Genomic DNA, 16,705 nt, shown 5'->3' with positions numbered 1-16,705 from the left:
TCTCCCTTGTTCCAAAGGTTGTTTTATTTAAATATATTCTAAAACATGTTACATGTTCCGTCAAACTAAACTGCAATTTTTTCTTCTACTGTTTCTTCTACTTTTACTCGTTTATCATACATGCTCGTTGCAATAATCGCTACTACAAGCATTACCATGATTGCTATAAACAATACTTCTATATTGTATAAATCAACAATTGCCCCGCCAACGACCGGTCCGAACATTTTCCCTACAGTCGCCGCGCTATTTACAACCCCTTGATAAAACCCTAACTTATCTTTTGGCGCAAGTATATTTGCAATGGTCGGAACTGCTGGCCATACGAATAACTCACCAATCGTTAACGTCACCATCGCAACGAGGAACATCGTAAATTGCTGCGCTTGACTTAACACAATAAATGACGCCGCAAAAATGACGATTCCAATCATAATTTGTTGTTTTAAAGAACGCTTCATCCAGCGAATTAACATACTAACAAGTGGCTGCGCACAAACAATCATCGCTCCGTTTATCGTCCATAATAAACTATAATGGCGGAGGCTAATATCTAATTCCCGCATATGAGTCGCAATCGCCCCTTGCCACTGTACATATGTAACCCAGCATAAAGCATATGCTACACATACGATAAGAAGTGCTTTGAATCCAGGTGTAAGTGTCCAGCCTTTTTTCGTTTCGACTTCTTTTTGCACTCCTGGCTCTTTCTTGTCTTCCATACCACGGAATCCAATAAAAGCAATTAAGAAGAAAACAAAGTACAAAACAAAATTGGCTAAGAAAATATAATCAAAACGGTAAGATGCAACTAAACCACCGCACGCTGTTCCGATCGCAATACCAACGTTTTGCCCAACATACATCGCATTAAATGCCCGTCTTCCGCCCTCTGGCCAAACCGTACCGACCATCGCATACATCGATGGGAAGACCATTCCAGAACCAAAGCCGATTAATGCTAGCCACACAACATATAACGGCCAACCGTGGAAGAACACAAGACCTAAAATCGATACGAGTGTAATAACAATCCCTACTAAAGTTGATTTATAACCGCCCCATTTATCAAATAAAACACCGCCGAGCAAGTTTCCGATTACACCAGTAAGCGAGTTGATCATTAATACCATTCCGGCCACAGATAAAGATTTTCCTAGGTGATCATGCAAATAAATTGTATTAAAAGGCCATAAAAAAGAAGCACCCGTGACATTAATAATCATCCCAGCTACTAATAGCCATACTTTCCTTGGCATAGTCTCCCCTCCTATTCTATTTTTTTCGTTCATCTATAACAGTAAAATTGTAGTCGTTTTTAAATAGGAAGGCAACTGATTAATAGTTGATGAAATTCAGATAATGGTTTTTCGGTAAATGAAATTATATGAATTGTCACTTAAAAATATATCGACTTACCGACAAAAACGACATCAACAACAATATATAAAAAAGGGAGACTGCATAAAGTTCATGCAGTCTCCCCTTATTTGTACTATCCAACTTCTTTTTCTCGCTTCGCACGTTCTTTCGCACTCCATTTAAATATTTTATCTAGTAGAGAGTATATTCTCCCAGACTCCTTCGTTAATAACGGTCCTAACGATGCTAATATTAAAACGTACAGTGCAGAGAACGGTTTAATCGTTGCCATTAAACCACCCGCAATGCCGATATTGGCTACAATAATGGAGAACTCTCCGCGTGATACGAGGGTTAAACCGATATTCGTAGAAGCCTTATGCGATAACCCGGCTTTACGTCCCGCCATCATTCCAGCTGTAAAATTACCGATGAGCGTAATGAAAACTGCTCCTAATGCCAACCACACTGCTCCTCCAAGTGAAAACGGATCTATACTTAAACCGAAACTGAAAAAGAATATAGCTCCAAAGAAGTCACGAAACGGAACGACGAGATGCTCAATCCGATCACTATGCTCTGTTTCAGAAAAGACGAGTCCTAACAATAATGCTCCAATTGCCTCAGCAACATGAATCGTTTCTGAAAATCCTGCTACAAAGAATAAAACGGCGAATATTACGATAATAAAAATTTCGTTTGACGAAATATCTAATACTTTATTTAGAAACGGCGTAGCTTTTCTAGCGATTACAAAGAATAGTAGCATATACCCTACCGCGATTAACACCGATGTAAGAGCACCTACAAATGATGTTGCACCACCGAGTACTAACCCTGAAACGACTGATAAATATACAGCTAAAAAAATATCATCAAACATAATGATTCCTAATATTAATTCAGTCTCTTTATTACCAGATCTTCTTAAATCAACAATTACTTTTGCAACAATTGCACTTGATGAAATTGTAATGATTCCAGCAATAATTAACGTTTCTAATAAAGGGAAGCCCATCACATATCCATAAAGTAAACCTAATATGAAATTAAGCGATATGTGGACAGTCCCCCCAAAAGCAATCGACTTTCCTGATTTAATTAATTTTTTTATTGAGAATTCTAAGCCTAAGTAGAATAGGAGGAATATGACGCCAACACGGCCGAGGAAGGAAATAACTTCTCCGCTTTCAATAAACCTTAAATCGATAAGTCCTAAATCTGGGGCATGAGGCCCCACTAACATACCGAGTATAATGAGAAACGGAATAATCGAGAACTTTAACTTCGCAGCGAGGATAGCTGCAAAAGCTACTAATACTAACGCAGTTCCAACTTCAAAGATTAAAGTATCCATCGATTATGAATCACCTCCTGCTGAAAGCAATTCATTAATAATTCTTTTCACTTCATGTCTTTCACCCGATAATACGAGCATATCGCCAGCTTCAATAATAGAGTCTGGACCTGGATTAAAGAATTTCTTCATATTCTTTTTCAAAATAGCAATAATCGTTACGTTATATGTTTTTCTGACATGTAAGCTACCAATTGTTTGTTGTACGACTGGTGCATTATTTTCCACCTTAAACCATTCAATTGATAATCCTTCAAAAGCCATCTCAATTGTATCTAACGCTTGTGGTCTATATACCATTCCGCCCAATATAGCTGCAATTTGTCTCGCTTCAGAATCACGAAGAGAAATGCTTGAAATACTCTCATCATGATCCGCATCAAAATGATACATTTCTCTTCGGCCATCATCATGAATAACGATAACCATCTTTTCATTACCTTTTGTTATAACTTCAAATTTACATCCAATGCCCGGTAATTCACTCTCTCTAATATTCATATTCCCGCCTCCTAAAGTTTTTAGTTACGGCTTTTACAAATCGACATCAATCTCTGTTTTAAATTCTTCATCTTTTGAGATTCCCAAATACTTTAATGTCTCTGAAGGTGTCGCGTGATGAAAATGTTTTTGTAATAGCGCAATCGCTATCCCTCTTTTGTATGCATGAAATCCAAACGTTTTTCTCATTGAGTTTGTTCCGATTTTACCAACAATCCCAACTGCTTCAGCAGCATTATGAATTACACGATACGCTTGTTGGCGCGTAATTGAATTTGTCGTTTTATTAGATTGAAATACGTAATTTTCTCTTTTAACGCCAATAGATTGTACGTACTCTAAAAGTGCTTCTTTTACTTTTGTATTTAAATAAATATCTTGTTTAAACTTTTCATCTTTCACAGGAAGAGAATAAAACTCTTTAACAGTTCCATCTTCATTTAATACCTCTTCAAATTTCATACTAAGTAGCTCAGTAATTTTTAATCCTGTGTTAATTCCAATAACAAATAAAAGATAATCTCGCTGCGAGTGCTCTTTTAAATACTTTTTCATAGCCTCAATTTGGCTTATATCTTTTAATGCCTCTACAACTTCCATACATGTATTCTCCTCATCTTATGAACGGTAATTTTCTCATCATGTTGTCCATTTTACCTTATCACGCTATGAGATTTCCATGTATTATCCATTATTTTCACAATATACTTCTGTGGTCTCGGCAATTTTTAATGTGGAAACTTACAATTGTACAAATACGATGTGGTTAGAAAAAAATGTGGGGATAAAGGTTCAGCCTCTTTCTACAGATCGGATTCCTCCTTTCATTATCCAGCTGCTTCTACTTTTATATTATGTTACTTATTTATATTATATTATATATTTCAGTAACATTAAAGTGTTTTTTCTGAAAATATAAAAAACCGAGTACTTTCACTCGGCTTTTTACGTATTAATCTTCTTTTGGAAGCACAATTCCTTTATACAATTGAACTGTGATGAAGTAATAAACTGCATAAATAACTACGAAAATAACAATCGGTAACCAAATACGGAAGTACGGATCAACTAAAATAAACCCGAAAATATTCATACCAACTAATACGTGAGCGATACCCACAATTGCTGGGAATAAGAATACTAAGAATAACTCTTTATAAATAGATTTCGTTAATAATTCACGGCGCACACCGATTTTACGAAGCATTTGATAACGTGTAATATCTTTTGATGCACCAGAAAGAATTTTAAACATTAAACAACTTGCCATCATTGCTAAGAATGCAATTCCAAGGAAGAAGCCCATAAATACAGTTCCACTCGCAACGCCGTAGAACATGTCATACACTTGATATTTACTACTCATTTGCTCAGCTTTTACATTTTTATATTTAACTAGCTGCAACTCGTCAATTTTTTTCCATTCTTTTGTGTATGCTACGAAATCGTCTGTTTTTCCAATAAATACGATTCCTTCTTTACCATTTACATTATCGTACATTTTTTGATCTACAACTTTAATGGCATGATCTTGATATATATAATATGGTTGGATTGATCTAAATGCCTCATCCCATTCTTCAGGCATTGCTTTTTCATTTTTATCTTGCTCTGATCTCACTCCTGCTACTGTACCTACTGGAGCTTCTCCTGAAACTTCTTTATATTTACCGAAACTTTCCTTACCTACACCATCTCGAATAAATGGCTTATGTTTCTCTAAATCTTCTTTTACATAATAAATATATTTGTCGTCTACTTTATAACGGTACTCAGCTTTATTTTTAAATGATATACCATCTAAAATTTTCTTCTCTTCAGCTGTAGGATTATGAACAATTGAATCATAAATTTCAAATCCATCAACCGTTTTTATAACGTTATTTTTGAACGCCATACCGCCTGAAATAGCACCGGCTCCAAGAGCAACTAACATCGCTACCGTCGCAAGAACCTTTGTTAAACTATTAATACGGAAGTTTAATTGTGCAAATGTAAAAGCGTTAAGTCCTTTTTCACTACGCTTTTTATTACTCTTTAACTTTTTAATAATAACAGGAAGAAGTGATCCAAATAGCATGTAAGTACCAGCTGTTGTAGTAATTAATGCTATAATAATTCCCATTTCTTTTAATTTTTCCATATAAATCATTGATGCATAGCCAATTCCTAATAAAATAATCGCAAGGAATGCAACTAAACCTGTTATTTTTCCTTTTACCGCAACACGTTCTGTTTGTGCATCTGCATGTACAAGTTGCAGTACAGAAATACGTGATAACTTAATACTGTTCATAATTGCTGATAATACAAATAGTGCAAAGAAGAAGATGCAAGTAACAGTCATAGATGGAAGGTAAAATGCTTTATAGCCTTCACCAGCAAATTCTAATTGTTTCATTAATAACTGTCCGATACCTTCTGCAAGTCCTACACCAACTGTAATACCAATCGCAAGAGACGCCGCACCTAATACAATCGTTTCAATAAACATAAGTAATGTAACTTTATGTTTTTTTGCTCCTAACATCATATACATACCAAACTCTTTTTGACGAAGAGATAATAAGAAAGAGTTCGCATATAAAATATAGAAGAACGTTATAATGGCTAGTAAAAATGAACCTGCCTGGAATACAAATCCAATTGATTGAATAACTGAGTTAGATTCGATAAACGCTTTATTCAGCGCTAACGTTTGGAACATATAAAAAATTGAAATCGACATAACAAGACCAACAAGTAAGACGATATAATCTTTCAGCTTACTTTTTAGCCCTGACATGGAAAGTTTAAATAACATGCCTTAGAACCTCCTTCCTTACGCTTTTTGTGTACCTAAATCTGCAAGTACATCTAAAATTTCTTTGTAGAACTCTTCACGCGTACCACCGCGATGAATTTCTTTATATAGCTCACCATCTTGAATGAATAAAATACGCTGACAGTAACTTGCACTATACGGATCATGCGTAACCATCATAATCGATACACCTTGATCTTTATTTAAGTTTGTCATCGCATCAAGTAAACTCGTTGCATTTTTAGAATCAAGAGCTCCTGTTGGCTCGTCCCCTAAAATAATTGCTGGCTCATGCACAAGCGCGCGTGCTGCTGCTGAACGCTGCTTTTGTCCACCAGATACTTCAGATGGATACTTTTGAAGAATTTCTGTAATCCCTAGCATATCCGCTACTTTTTCTACTTTCGGTCCAATATTACGTGATGAAACACCTTGAAGGGAAAGTGGAAGTGCGATGTTTTCATAAATAGATAAGTTCTCTAATAAGTTAAAGTCTTGGAAGATAAATCCTAATTTTTGTGAACGGAAATCAGAAAGCTCACCTTGCTTCATTTTCGTAATATCCGTACCCGCAATTTCAACAACGCCGCCCGTTGCTTTATCAAGCGTTGAAATTACATTTAATAATGTCGTTTTACCAGAACCAGATGGTCCCATAATTCCAACAAACTCACCCTCTTGAATTGAGAATGAAACACCTTTTAACGCGTGTGATTGGTTCTCACCTTTTTTACCGTACACTTTTTGAACGTTTTTCACGTCTACAACTGGTTTCGTCATATATATCCTCCTACGCTTGTTTTTCCATTACCTATTTTGCGCCTTTTAGAAGAGAACTGCTATTTGTTAACATTACAATTACCTTACACTTTTGTAATATAACAAAGGTGTACTTGTAAGCTTGGCTATTAATACTAGTGACATATTGAATCGGTAAATGAAATTATATCGGCGATTTTTCAAATATATCGACGATTCTCCTACTTTTATCAGCGATTTTTTTAATATATCGACTTATCGACAAAAGCTGACAATAAAAATAAGCTGCTCCACAAAAGGAACAGCCCACTTCTCTCTTTATCCCACTTTAATGAGCAGTAAGACCCCCACTGATTAAAGTTTCACTTTATTTCTTTAAAGGTGTTACTGTCCAATACGTAATAACACGCCAAATCCATTCTAATGGACCCATTTTAAAGATTTTCATCCAAATTACACTAAACACAATTTGAATAGCGTAAATTGCGATACATACATATAACGTCTGCATGTATGTTAAGTTTCCTGCAAAGTTACATACACTACCAGCAATTAAAATCATTGCAGTTTGTCCGATATAATTCGTCAAAGCCATACGACCGTAGTATTTCAATGGTGCTAACAACGTTTGAACTGGTTTTAATTGAAGTAATAAAATTAAAGCTCCAACATAGAAAGCTGAAATAATCGGTCCAACTGTAATACCAATTTTTAAAAATTGGCTTGCAGCATCCATTGTTCCGTCTTCAGTTTCCATTATCCCATTTATAAATGGTTCAGCAGGAACGTGCCCATATTGATACCATACAGCTATTACGCTTAAAACAAACATAGTACCTGTAAAAATAGCGACTTTCTTTATGTTCTGCGTAAGATTTTCAAATACACGATATTGTCCTGCAGCAAGCCCTAATAAAATTAAGCCAAGTGGTAATAGTTCTTTCGCTCCCATTACACTGAAGGTAATTGTTAAAATAAGCCCTAGTACTAGGTTCACTTCTTTTTTCGCTTTATAAAACGGTAAAACAATTAACCCGCAAATTGCGTATAACGCTAGTGCTTCTCCAGGCTGAAACATTTGATGAATCAAACCGAAAATAAATAGTGCAACTAAACGGCGGAAAAATAAAACATATCCATTTTTCCCCTTTGCAATTGCTCTAGAGATAAAGATATAGAATCCCACTCCAAATAAGAATGAGAAGATTGAGAAGAAACGCCCTTCTACAAATAAGTATAAAAACCTTTGATAGCTAGCATCCACTGTATTAGGATCTGGGATTTTAATGTTAAGTAGTGCAAGAATATTTACTAAAATAATCCCCAGTAATGCGAAGCCACGAATGTAATCTAACTCATCAATTCGTTTGTTTGTCATATTGTTCCCCATAAAGCAACTGCTACTAAAAATATAGACAAATGTATATTCTTAGAGTATTCCTGCTTCTACGTGCCCTGCCTCGCTAATCACTTGCTACTACAGTTTGCTGTGACACTCCACAGGCGTAAATTCCGATGTAGCCCACCGTACATATATACAATCTATTTACGTTAGTATTGTATATTCTTTTGCTTGTAAAAGGTTGATCGCTGCGTTCAAATCTCTATCCATTACATTGCCACATTCACATGTATATACTCGGTCAGATAGCTTTAAATCCGCTTTCTTTTGACTGCAACATGAGCATAACTTTGACGATGGATAAAACCGGTCTACTTGACGTAATTCAATTCCATATTCCTCACATTTCGTCAAAAGCCACGTTTTAAAAGCAAAAAAAGACTGCTTGGCAATTGTTTTAGATAAATGTTTACTCTTCATCATACCTTTCACATTCAAATCTTCCACTGTAATAAACATTGGCTTGGTTTTCACCACATCGTTTACAATAGACTTTACATACGCTAATCGAATATTTGCTAATCGAGCATGTAGTTTTTGCACCCTAAGAATATTTTTATCTATATTCGCTCTTTTGTTAGTAACAGATTGTTCACCTCTCTTTTTTCGATTTTCAAATTTACGCGATAAAGAGCGTTGTTCACGTTTTAACCGGTTTTCTATCTTTTTTACTTGTACTGTTTTATTTATATTTTTGTGAGTTTTTCCATCGCTACGTACAGCGAAATCCTTCAGCCCTAAATCAATCCCTAAACCTACTTTATTCAGCATTGGTTTTACCCTTATTTCTGCTCTTTCACAAAGTACAGATACAAAATATCTTCCTGCTCTTTGATATACTGTGCCACTTTTTACAGTTGCATTTTTAGGGATATATCCATATTCTTTTAACCTTACCCAACCAATTGTGGGGATTTTTACTCTATGCCTTTCTACTTTCCAATCTGTTTTGTTGTTTTTCGGAAAGTAGCACTTCACATCTTGCTTCTTCTTTTTTTTATATCGTGGAAACTTAGATAAACCTTTAAAAAATCGCTTAAAAGCTTTATCTCCATTCATAATCGCTTGTTTTACCGCTTTGCTCGACACTTCTTTAATCCACTGGTCACACTCTTTTGTATGAATGTTGTTTAGCCATTTGGAAAAGTCATATCCACTAAGAAATTTCCCCTCCGACTCATATGCCTCTTTATTTTTAGAGATATACAGGTTATATACATATCGACACACTCCAATAGTTTGATGGATTTTACTAACTTGTTCAGTTGTCGGTTTGATTTCTATTAAATATGCTCTTTTCATAAGTCTCCATCCTCCGACATTTTCTTTTTGTATTTTCTCAACCCATATATTCTACAGCTAAATACATGAATGATAGATATTAAATCCTGAACAAGTTCTTCTTGAGGAGATAGTTTTTCATTGTTAACAATCATAACTTCCACTCCCATTTTATGAAGAAACTTTTCAAACCAATCATATCCAAAACGTACAAATCTATCTTTGTGTGCAATGATGATCGTCGAAATATTTCTTTCCATACAACTGTCAATCAGTTTATTCCACTGTTTTCTTTTGTAGTTTAATCCGCTACCAATACCTTTGATAACTTCATCTACAATTATCCCTCGTGCATTTGCGAAACTCAACCTGATTTTCTAAATCATCTTTCTGACCTGGATTTGAATAACTACTTTGCCTACTTTTGTCTATGTTTTTGTTTACTGTTTCTTTCTCCTTGTCCAAAATTTAATCCTCCCTTACTCTACTGGAGAAGTAGGCTTATAACTATCGGTAAACCTTACAGTAATCTTACATTATTGTCATATAGCAAAATAAAACCAGGTCATATTGCGACCTGGTTTACTCTGATTGCTTCGATTTTTGAGGTTGTCCTTTTTTACTGTTCCGCTGTTTTACTTGAACAATCGGATCAAGTTCATTTGAAAACTCAGCGTTATGTCCATTTTGCGTTTTTTGCTCTGGGTTATTTTGATCTGAACGTTTCGCCATTACATTCACTCCTTATTAGTGCGGTGTAATAATCATTTGATGTTGCAGTTGGCGAATTGCCATGCGTGCTCTATTTAACTGCTCACGTTGCTCATCATTCGCATGTTGTTGCATCGTTTGTAAATCGTTATACGCTTGTTCTAATTGTAACTGCGCATCCGAATACTCCATCGTATTATAATGCTCTTGTCTCATACCTTGGTCTAATTGTTCTTTCGCATATTCCACCGCTTGTTCCGCTTGTGTAATATACGATTCAAGTGATTGACGCTCTGCCATAATTGTCCCTCCTTGCTTCAATTCCCCTTTAGTGTGTCCCTTCCATATGAACCTTATGAGTATGTTATAATGGATTTTGTTTCATTTTGACTCGGCTTAGGAGGGAAAGTAATGAAGGTTCAAAACCCTTTTCCATATACAAACGACAATAAACGTTATCATACATGGAATTACCATTTACGAAATGAATTTGGTGAAAAAATCTTTAAAGTTTCATTAGATGCTGGCTTCGATTGCCCGAACCGTGACGGTACAGTTGCTTACGGTGGTTGTACATTTTGTAGTGCTGCCGGATCTGGTGACTTCGCTGGTGATCGCCGCGATGATGTTATAACGCAATATCATGAAATGAAAGAAAAAATGCGCTCAAAGTGGAAAGACGGAAAATGTATCGCTTATTTCCAAGCGTACACAAATACACATGCACCACTTGAAGTGTTAAAAGAAAAATTCGAACCGCTTCTAGCAGAAAAAGACGTTGTCGGTCTTTCTATCGCAACTCGTCCAGATTGCTTACCGGACGATGTCGTTGAATATTTAGCGGACTTAAATAAACGCACATACCTTTGGGTTGAACTCGGTTTACAAACTGTTCACGAACGAACTGCAAACCTTATTAATCGCGCTCACGATTACCCATCTTACGTGGAAGGTGTAAATAAATTACGTAAGCATGGCATTAGAGTTTGCTCTCATATTATTAACGGTCTTCCACTTGAAGATTACGATATGATGATGGAAACAGCTCGTGAAGTAGCAAAGCTTGACGTACAAGGAATTAAAATTCATTTACTTCACTTATTAAAAGGAACACCAATGGTGAAGCAATATGAAAAAGGACAATTAGAATTCCTTTCTCTTGAGGATTACGTAAGTCTCGTTGTTGACCAACTTGAACTGATTCCAGAAGACGTAATTGTGCACCGCATCACAGGTGACGGTCCACCTGATTTAATGATTGGCCCAATGTGGAGCTTAAATAAATGGGAAGTATTAAATTCCATCGATGCAGAATTTGTACGCCGCGGAAGCTGGCAAGGAAAATATGCAAATGAGGAGAAACAACAATGAAATTAGAACGTGTATTACCGTTTGCTCGCACATTGCTGCAAACGGCAGTAAAAGAAGGCGATTACGCTGTAGATGCAACGCTCGGCAATGGACATGACACATGCTTCCTAGCTGAAATCGTTGGAGATAACGGAAAAGTATTTGGATTTGATATTCAAAAAGAAGCAATTGAAAGCTCTACTATCCGTCTAAAAGAAAAAGAGCTTTTTGAACGTACTGTTTTAGTTCACGATAGTCACGATACGCTTCTATCCGTACTACCAGAAGATGCAAAAGGAAAAGTAACAGGCGCTATCTTCAACTTAGGTTACCTTCCTGGTGGTGACAAGCATATCGTTACAAAACCGAACTCAACACTCTCGGCAATTGAACAATTACTAGAAGTAATGGCACCTGAAGGAATCATCGTCCTTGTCATTTACCACGGACACCCAGAAGGACAAGTAGAACGCGACGCTGTTCTCAAATTTGCAGAAGAACTCGACCAAAAACAAGCTCACGTACTACGATACGGCTTCATTAACCAGCAAAATAACCCACCATTTATTGTGGCGATTGAGAAGCGATAATATATCGACGATTTTTCAATTATATCTATCGTAACTCGGGATATATCAACGATTTTTTCGATATATCGACGATTCGACACAACATATCGACTTATCGACAAAAGATAACAAAAAAAGACGTGCACTCATTGCACGTCTTTTTGTTTTTCTCCTATATAATGGATATATACACTATTTAAAGAAAGAAGGATAGAACTTTGCTAGTAGAACTAAGGGGAATTCAAAAGAAGTATGGCAAATCACTTATACTAGACAACATTGATTTATCCATTCCAGAAGGAGAAGCGCTCGCTATTATTGGCGGGAACGGGACTGGAAAAAGTACGCTACTCAAAATAATTGCAGGATTTATTTCACCTACAACAGGGACACTTCAAAGAAAAGAACATATACAAATTGGCTATGTACCTGAATATTTTCCTGAAGGGATTCGTTTTACATTAGAGGATTATTTATATCATCTCGGTCACATCCACGGTTTATCAACAAAATATTTAAAAGATAAAATTCCGATGCTTCTTGAATCTTTTCATTTACATCATGCAAGGCATTCCGTTGTACGAAACTTTTCAAAAGGTATGAAACAAAAAACTGGCATTATGCAAGCATTGCTTACGGACGTCCATTTATTAATTTTAGATGAACCTCTTTCTGGGCTCGATCCTAACTCTCAGCAAGAACTAGAACATATTTTACTCTCATTAAAACAACACGGCATATCTATACTCTTCACATGTCACGAAAAACAACTACTAGAAAACTTCGCCGATAGAATTGTGAAGTTAGCAAATCATACAATCACGGAAAATATCTCTGTACAAAAAGGAGCAGAACAAGTCTATATTGAAGCAATCGTTCACGAAACATTTTCAGCGATAGAACTACGGAAACAATTAGGATTTATACAAGTTGCACACAATTCAAATCAAAACCTTATTCAATTACAAATCGAAAAAGAATATACAAACGAAATGCTTCAGTTTTTATTACATAAAAAAGCATCTATCACACTGCTACAACCTAACTTTTAAATCGAAAGAAGGTTTATTATGTTCGCGCTTATTCGTTACCATTTTCTCGACTATACAAAATCGTATAAGTACGTCCCTCCTATTGCGATGTACTTTGTGAGCTTACTTTTTGTATATACATATAAACCGACTCCTATTGTACCGACATACTTAGAAACGGCACTCGCACTTTATTTATTATCTGCCTGGATTACAATCACAATTTTTCATACTGAAGACCCTGTACAAGAACAAATTACTATTTCTCATACAAATAATATTTCAGCATTATACGTTGGTAAATATATTACAGCTCTTCTCATTTGTACTGTTTTATCTTTTATATCCGTAATCTACCCAATTTTTTTGCAAATGTTTAATGAAGAAATGACAGTTTCTTTATTTCTAGTCGGATTTCTCTCTCACATATCTTTCTCTATACTAGGAATTTCAATTGCAACTTTATTTACTAGAAATATAATTCAAAAAGCAGGCACCGCTTGGCTTAGCCTGACATTTATATTACTTATAACGATCGCCTCCATCCGGTTTAAAAAAGAGTTACTATGGTTTTTACCACCTGTCGAAAGCTTTCTAATGCTTGGACAATACAAATTTAATATACTTACTCACACACTATGGCTCACAGCTTGGACTATCGTATATTCATTTTTATTACTTACTTTATTTCTTTTTATCGTTCGCAAAAAACGTTTTTAATTACATATTAAAGGAGACAAAACAATGATCGGAATACTAGCAGGAATGGGGCCAAAATCAACCGGACCGTTCGTCGATACAGTTGTAGCAGAATGCCAAACAATATACGGAGCAAAGCATGATATAGACTTTCCTCATATGATGATCTATTCGTGCCCAACACCGTTTTACATGGATCGCCCAATTGATCACGAGGCGATGAAAAAAGCGATTATTGAAGGAGCACAAAAACTTGAAAGTACTGGTGTAGAATTTATTGCTATGCCGTGCAATACAGCACATCTTTATTTTGAAGAGTTACAGCAATCTCTTTCTATCCCTATTTTAAATATAGTGGATGAGACGTTAAAAGCAATTCCTGAAACTGCCAAAAGAGTTGCTCTTCTCGCAACAGAAGCGACAATTCAAGCTGGTATTTACCAAGATGGGATTACAAAACGTAATATAGAATACATTCATCATGAAAAATGGCAAACAATGATTAATCAAATTATTACTTGTATTAAAAGTGGAGAAATTGAAGCAGCTCAAGAATTGTGGAGTGCGCTTGTTTTACAGTTAAAAGATGAAGTAGATACCACAATTATCGCATGTACTGATTTGAATGTTGTGGCGAATGAGGAATTTGTCGATTCCGCTCAATGTCTTGCTGAGGCGGTTGTTAGGATGTATGTAGAAAGTGGTTCAAAACCAAACTCTTAACCTAAATAGGATTATCAATTCAAAAGAGGAGGCCTCTCATGCCCATCAAGTTAAGTAAATTTTGATTAAACTTAATTTCAAAGATATATTTTAAAAAGGATTATTTATGTAAAATGCTCTTCAAATTATTTAACTGAAGAGCATTTTTTGATATGGATAAAGTATCTTTTTAAATATTTAATTTATATTGGTTTGTTTTATTTTCGCTTACATCGCTTTCTGAATATATAATTTTGAAAGATGTATGATTATTAATTCCCCAATGATAGGGCATTTTAAATATTAGATATCCTTCTATTTCTTCATTAGGTTTCAAATTAAAATTAATTGGTTTTTTTTCTTCATTATATAGATATAAACTTTGATTATAATTAAAGTTTGGGGCTAAAATGAAAAATTTACTAGAAGGATATTCAATATTTTTTGAAGTTTTGTTTCTCATTTTTATACCAATTAGATATTGGATATATTCATTACCATTTATATTTATGTTATTTTTTTTAGTATTAGCATATGTGATTTTAAAATCTTTAGTATCAAATTCTTTATTTAATACAACTGGCATTGAATCAATTTTATAGTTTTTATAAGCTGCGTTAACAGAATTATATCTTATAAAACAAATAGTAAAAGTTATTATAAGTAATACACTAATATATATTTTTTTATGTTTCATAATTTATTTACCTCAGGAGGTGTAATAATACCATTATTAATTGTAAAGATTTCTTCTGTCACGTGAGTTAAAAATTCTTTATCGTGACTTGCAATTAAAATTGTTTTATTACTAAGTGATGTAAGTAATTTAATGATAAATTGTATGCCTTCTTCATCAAGAGCATTAGTTGGTTCATCTAAAATTAATAATTCAGGGTCTTCCATTATTGCTTGTGCTATTCCAAGACGTTGTTTCATTCCTAATGAATATTTTCTGAATGGTCTATTATCATCTGGGTTTAACCCAACTTGTATTAGAACATCTTTAATTTCTTGATCACTAATGTTTTTATTAAGCATAGCTAATAATTTTAAATTTTTAAATCCAGAGTATGAAGGTACAAACCCAGGATATTCTATAACAAATCCTGTATTTTGCGGAAAGGAAATATCTTTACGTATTTTTTGTTCATTAACTATAATATTTCCACTGTCAATTTTCACTAACCCTAAAATAGCTTTAAACATCATAGTTTTACCAGAACCATTTGGGCCTTTAAATCCATAAATTTTATTTTTATATAATGTTAGATTGATGTCATTTAAGACAATCTGATCTTTTATTTTTTTATGAACTTTTTGTAAAATTATGTAAGGTTCCATTTATTTAAGACTCCCTTATTAGTTAATATTCTGTATTTTTATGAATAGATTTTCCTATAAAGTAGAATAAGCAGCTTAATAATATTTCAACAGATATAATATAAATTTCGGAAATATTGAATTCTAATATTCTTGAAAACATTGTTCCGTTTGTCCATAATATTTTATATTCAGGAATATAAATAGTAGAAAGCATTAGTATAGAAATGATAATTATTGCGTAAACGCTTTTCATACGTAATACTAAACAATTAAATAAAAATAGCAGACAATTCAAAGATAACATTTGAATTATTATAAATAATATAACTTTAGAACTTGATATAAATTCAACATGATGCATAGAAGTGAAGAAAGTTCCAATTGAAAAAACCGGATTAAAAAATAGTAAACTGATTATAAATGTAAAGATAATTATTATTAATTGGTATGTAGTAAATAAACAGACTAATATTAATGATTTAATAGCAAAAATACTATTATATGAAATGGAGCGACCGGTTAAAAATAGGGAATATCGAATTATATTGATTTTAAATGAATCTCCTAATACATAAAAAGGAAGTAGCCCTAAGACTAACCATATTATAGGGAACTCAAAATGGTTTGTTTTTACAATTTCATATTTTACACCCCAAAATAAGTAAAGGTATATATCTGTAAAATGAACATTTGTATTTAACATTTCTATTATTGATAACTGGTTTTTTATTTGATATGTAACAATACTCAAAATTATTAATAGTAGAAGTATACTATTAATAAATCTTATTTTTGACATACTCCAAAATAATAAAAAGTCTCTTTTTATAAGTAAAAAAAACTTTGAATTCATAC

18 protein-coding genes and 1 pseudogene are annotated in these 16,705 nt (G+C 34.1%); 5 read left to right on the top strand and 14 right to left on the bottom strand.

Features of this window, described 5'->3' with window-relative positions:
* Positions 1-65 precede the first annotated feature (65 nt).
* From ACUN0F_RS09280 to ACUN0F_RS09230, 11 genes and pseudogenes are all read right to left on the bottom strand, one after another.
* Entirely contained in the window at positions 66-1,259 is a 1,194-nt protein-coding gene (locus tag ACUN0F_RS09280) for an MDR family MFS transporter (protein WP_001137570.1), read from the bottom strand.
* Between the two features lie 236 nt (positions 1,260-1,495).
* The gene (locus tag ACUN0F_RS09275) at positions 1,496-2,719 is read right to left on the bottom strand and encodes a cation:proton antiporter (protein ID WP_046956143.1); all 1,224 of its coding nucleotides are present in this window, start codon (positions 2,717-2,719) and stop codon (positions 1,496-1,498) included.
* A 3-nt stretch (positions 2,720-2,722) separates the two neighbouring features.
* Positions 2,723-3,220 (bottom strand): cation:proton antiporter regulatory subunit, encoded by a 498-nt coding sequence (locus ACUN0F_RS09270; RefSeq protein ID WP_001026048.1) that lies wholly within the window; start codon positions 3,218-3,220, stop codon positions 2,723-2,725.
* A gap of 33 nt (positions 3,221-3,253) precedes the next feature.
* Positions 3,254-3,820: a tyrosine-type recombinase/integrase gene (locus tag ACUN0F_RS09265; RefSeq protein ID WP_000454222.1), complete on the bottom strand. Its 567-nt coding sequence runs from the start codon at positions 3,818-3,820 to the stop codon at positions 3,254-3,256.
* Between the two features lie 352 nt (positions 3,821-4,172).
* Entirely contained in the window at positions 4,173-6,023 is a 1,851-nt protein-coding gene (locus ACUN0F_RS09260) for an FtsX-like permease family protein (protein ID WP_445539409.1), read from the bottom strand.
* 18 nt (positions 6,024-6,041) lie between these two features.
* Complete coding sequence (locus tag ACUN0F_RS09255) at positions 6,042-6,803, bottom strand: ABC transporter ATP-binding protein (RefSeq protein ID WP_046198226.1); 762 nt, start codon at positions 6,801-6,803, stop codon at positions 6,042-6,044.
* A 346-nt stretch (positions 6,804-7,149) separates the two neighbouring features.
* The gene (locus ACUN0F_RS09250; RefSeq protein WP_431148757.1) at positions 7,150-8,172 is read right to left on the bottom strand and encodes a DUF418 domain-containing protein; all 1,023 of its coding nucleotides are present in this window, start codon (positions 8,170-8,172) and stop codon (positions 7,150-7,152) included.
* Between the two features lie 156 nt (positions 8,173-8,328).
* Positions 8,329-9,486 carry an RNA-guided endonuclease InsQ/TnpB family protein gene (locus ACUN0F_RS09245; protein ID WP_445539408.1) on the bottom strand — a complete coding sequence of 386 codons (1,158 nt, stop codon included), beginning with the start codon at positions 9,484-9,486 and terminating at the stop codon, positions 8,329-8,331.
* Positions 9,483-9,933: pseudogene (locus ACUN0F_RS09240) on the bottom strand (IS607 family transposase); the annotation flags it as partial. The gene ACUN0F_RS09245 and the pseudogene ACUN0F_RS09240, both read right to left, overlap by 4 nt.
* A gap of 114 nt (positions 9,934-10,047) precedes the next feature.
* Positions 10,048-10,197, bottom strand: a complete 150-nt coding sequence (locus ACUN0F_RS09235; protein ID WP_001129340.1) for a hypothetical protein — start codon at positions 10,195-10,197, stop codon at positions 10,048-10,050.
* 15 nt (positions 10,198-10,212) lie between these two features.
* Positions 10,213-10,476 (bottom strand): YtzC family protein, encoded by a 264-nt coding sequence (locus ACUN0F_RS09230; protein WP_000840869.1) that lies wholly within the window; start codon positions 10,474-10,476, stop codon positions 10,213-10,215.
* Positions 10,477-10,587: 111 nt separating this feature from the next.
* On the opposite strand from ACUN0F_RS09230, the gene ACUN0F_RS09225 reads away from it, so the two are divergent.
* The 5 genes from ACUN0F_RS09225 (at position 10,588) to ACUN0F_RS09205 (ending at position 14,548) form a co-directional block, all read left to right on the top strand.
* Positions 10,588-11,547, top strand: a complete 960-nt coding sequence (locus ACUN0F_RS09225; RefSeq protein ID WP_264462758.1) for a TIGR01212 family radical SAM protein — start codon at positions 10,588-10,590, stop codon at positions 11,545-11,547.
* Complete coding sequence (locus tag ACUN0F_RS09220; protein WP_088064619.1) at positions 11,544-12,116, top strand: class I SAM-dependent methyltransferase; 573 nt, start codon at positions 11,544-11,546, stop codon at positions 12,114-12,116. The genes ACUN0F_RS09225 and ACUN0F_RS09220 overlap by 4 nt, the downstream gene beginning before the upstream one ends.
* Positions 12,117-12,313: 197 nt before the next feature.
* On the top strand, positions 12,314-13,147 hold the full coding sequence (locus ACUN0F_RS09215; RefSeq protein WP_445539407.1) for an ABC transporter ATP-binding protein: 834 nt from the start codon (positions 12,314-12,316) through the stop codon (positions 13,145-13,147).
* A gap of 18 nt (positions 13,148-13,165) precedes the next feature.
* Entirely contained in the window at positions 13,166-13,846 is a 681-nt protein-coding gene (locus tag ACUN0F_RS09210; RefSeq protein WP_264462756.1) for an ABC transporter permease, read from the top strand.
* 24 nt (positions 13,847-13,870) lie between these two features.
* Positions 13,871-14,548: an aspartate/glutamate racemase family protein gene (locus ACUN0F_RS09205; protein ID WP_445539406.1), complete on the top strand. Its 678-nt coding sequence runs from the start codon at positions 13,871-13,873 to the stop codon at positions 14,546-14,548.
* Between the two features lie 169 nt (positions 14,549-14,717).
* On the opposite strand, the gene ACUN0F_RS09200 is transcribed toward ACUN0F_RS09205, so the two are convergent.
* From ACUN0F_RS09200 to ACUN0F_RS09190, 3 genes are read right to left on the bottom strand one after another with little or no spacing between them, the layout of a single operon-like run.
* On the bottom strand, positions 14,718-15,224 hold the full coding sequence (locus ACUN0F_RS09200; RefSeq protein ID WP_445539405.1) for a hypothetical protein: 507 nt from the start codon (positions 15,222-15,224) through the stop codon (positions 14,718-14,720).
* Complete coding sequence (locus ACUN0F_RS09195; protein WP_445539404.1) at positions 15,221-15,868, bottom strand: ATP-binding cassette domain-containing protein; 648 nt, start codon at positions 15,866-15,868, stop codon at positions 15,221-15,223. Before ACUN0F_RS09195 ends, ACUN0F_RS09200 begins: the two co-directional genes overlap by 4 nt.
* Positions 15,869-15,890: 22 nt before the next feature.
* On the bottom strand, positions 15,891-16,703 hold the full coding sequence (locus tag ACUN0F_RS09190) for a histidine kinase (protein ID WP_445539403.1): 813 nt from the start codon (positions 16,701-16,703) through the stop codon (positions 15,891-15,893).
* Between the last annotated feature and the right edge of the window lie 2 nt (positions 16,704-16,705).

This window comes from Bacillus sp. 1A (assembly GCF_052682215.1).
This window is presented reverse-complemented; position numbering and strand designations above follow the sequence as displayed.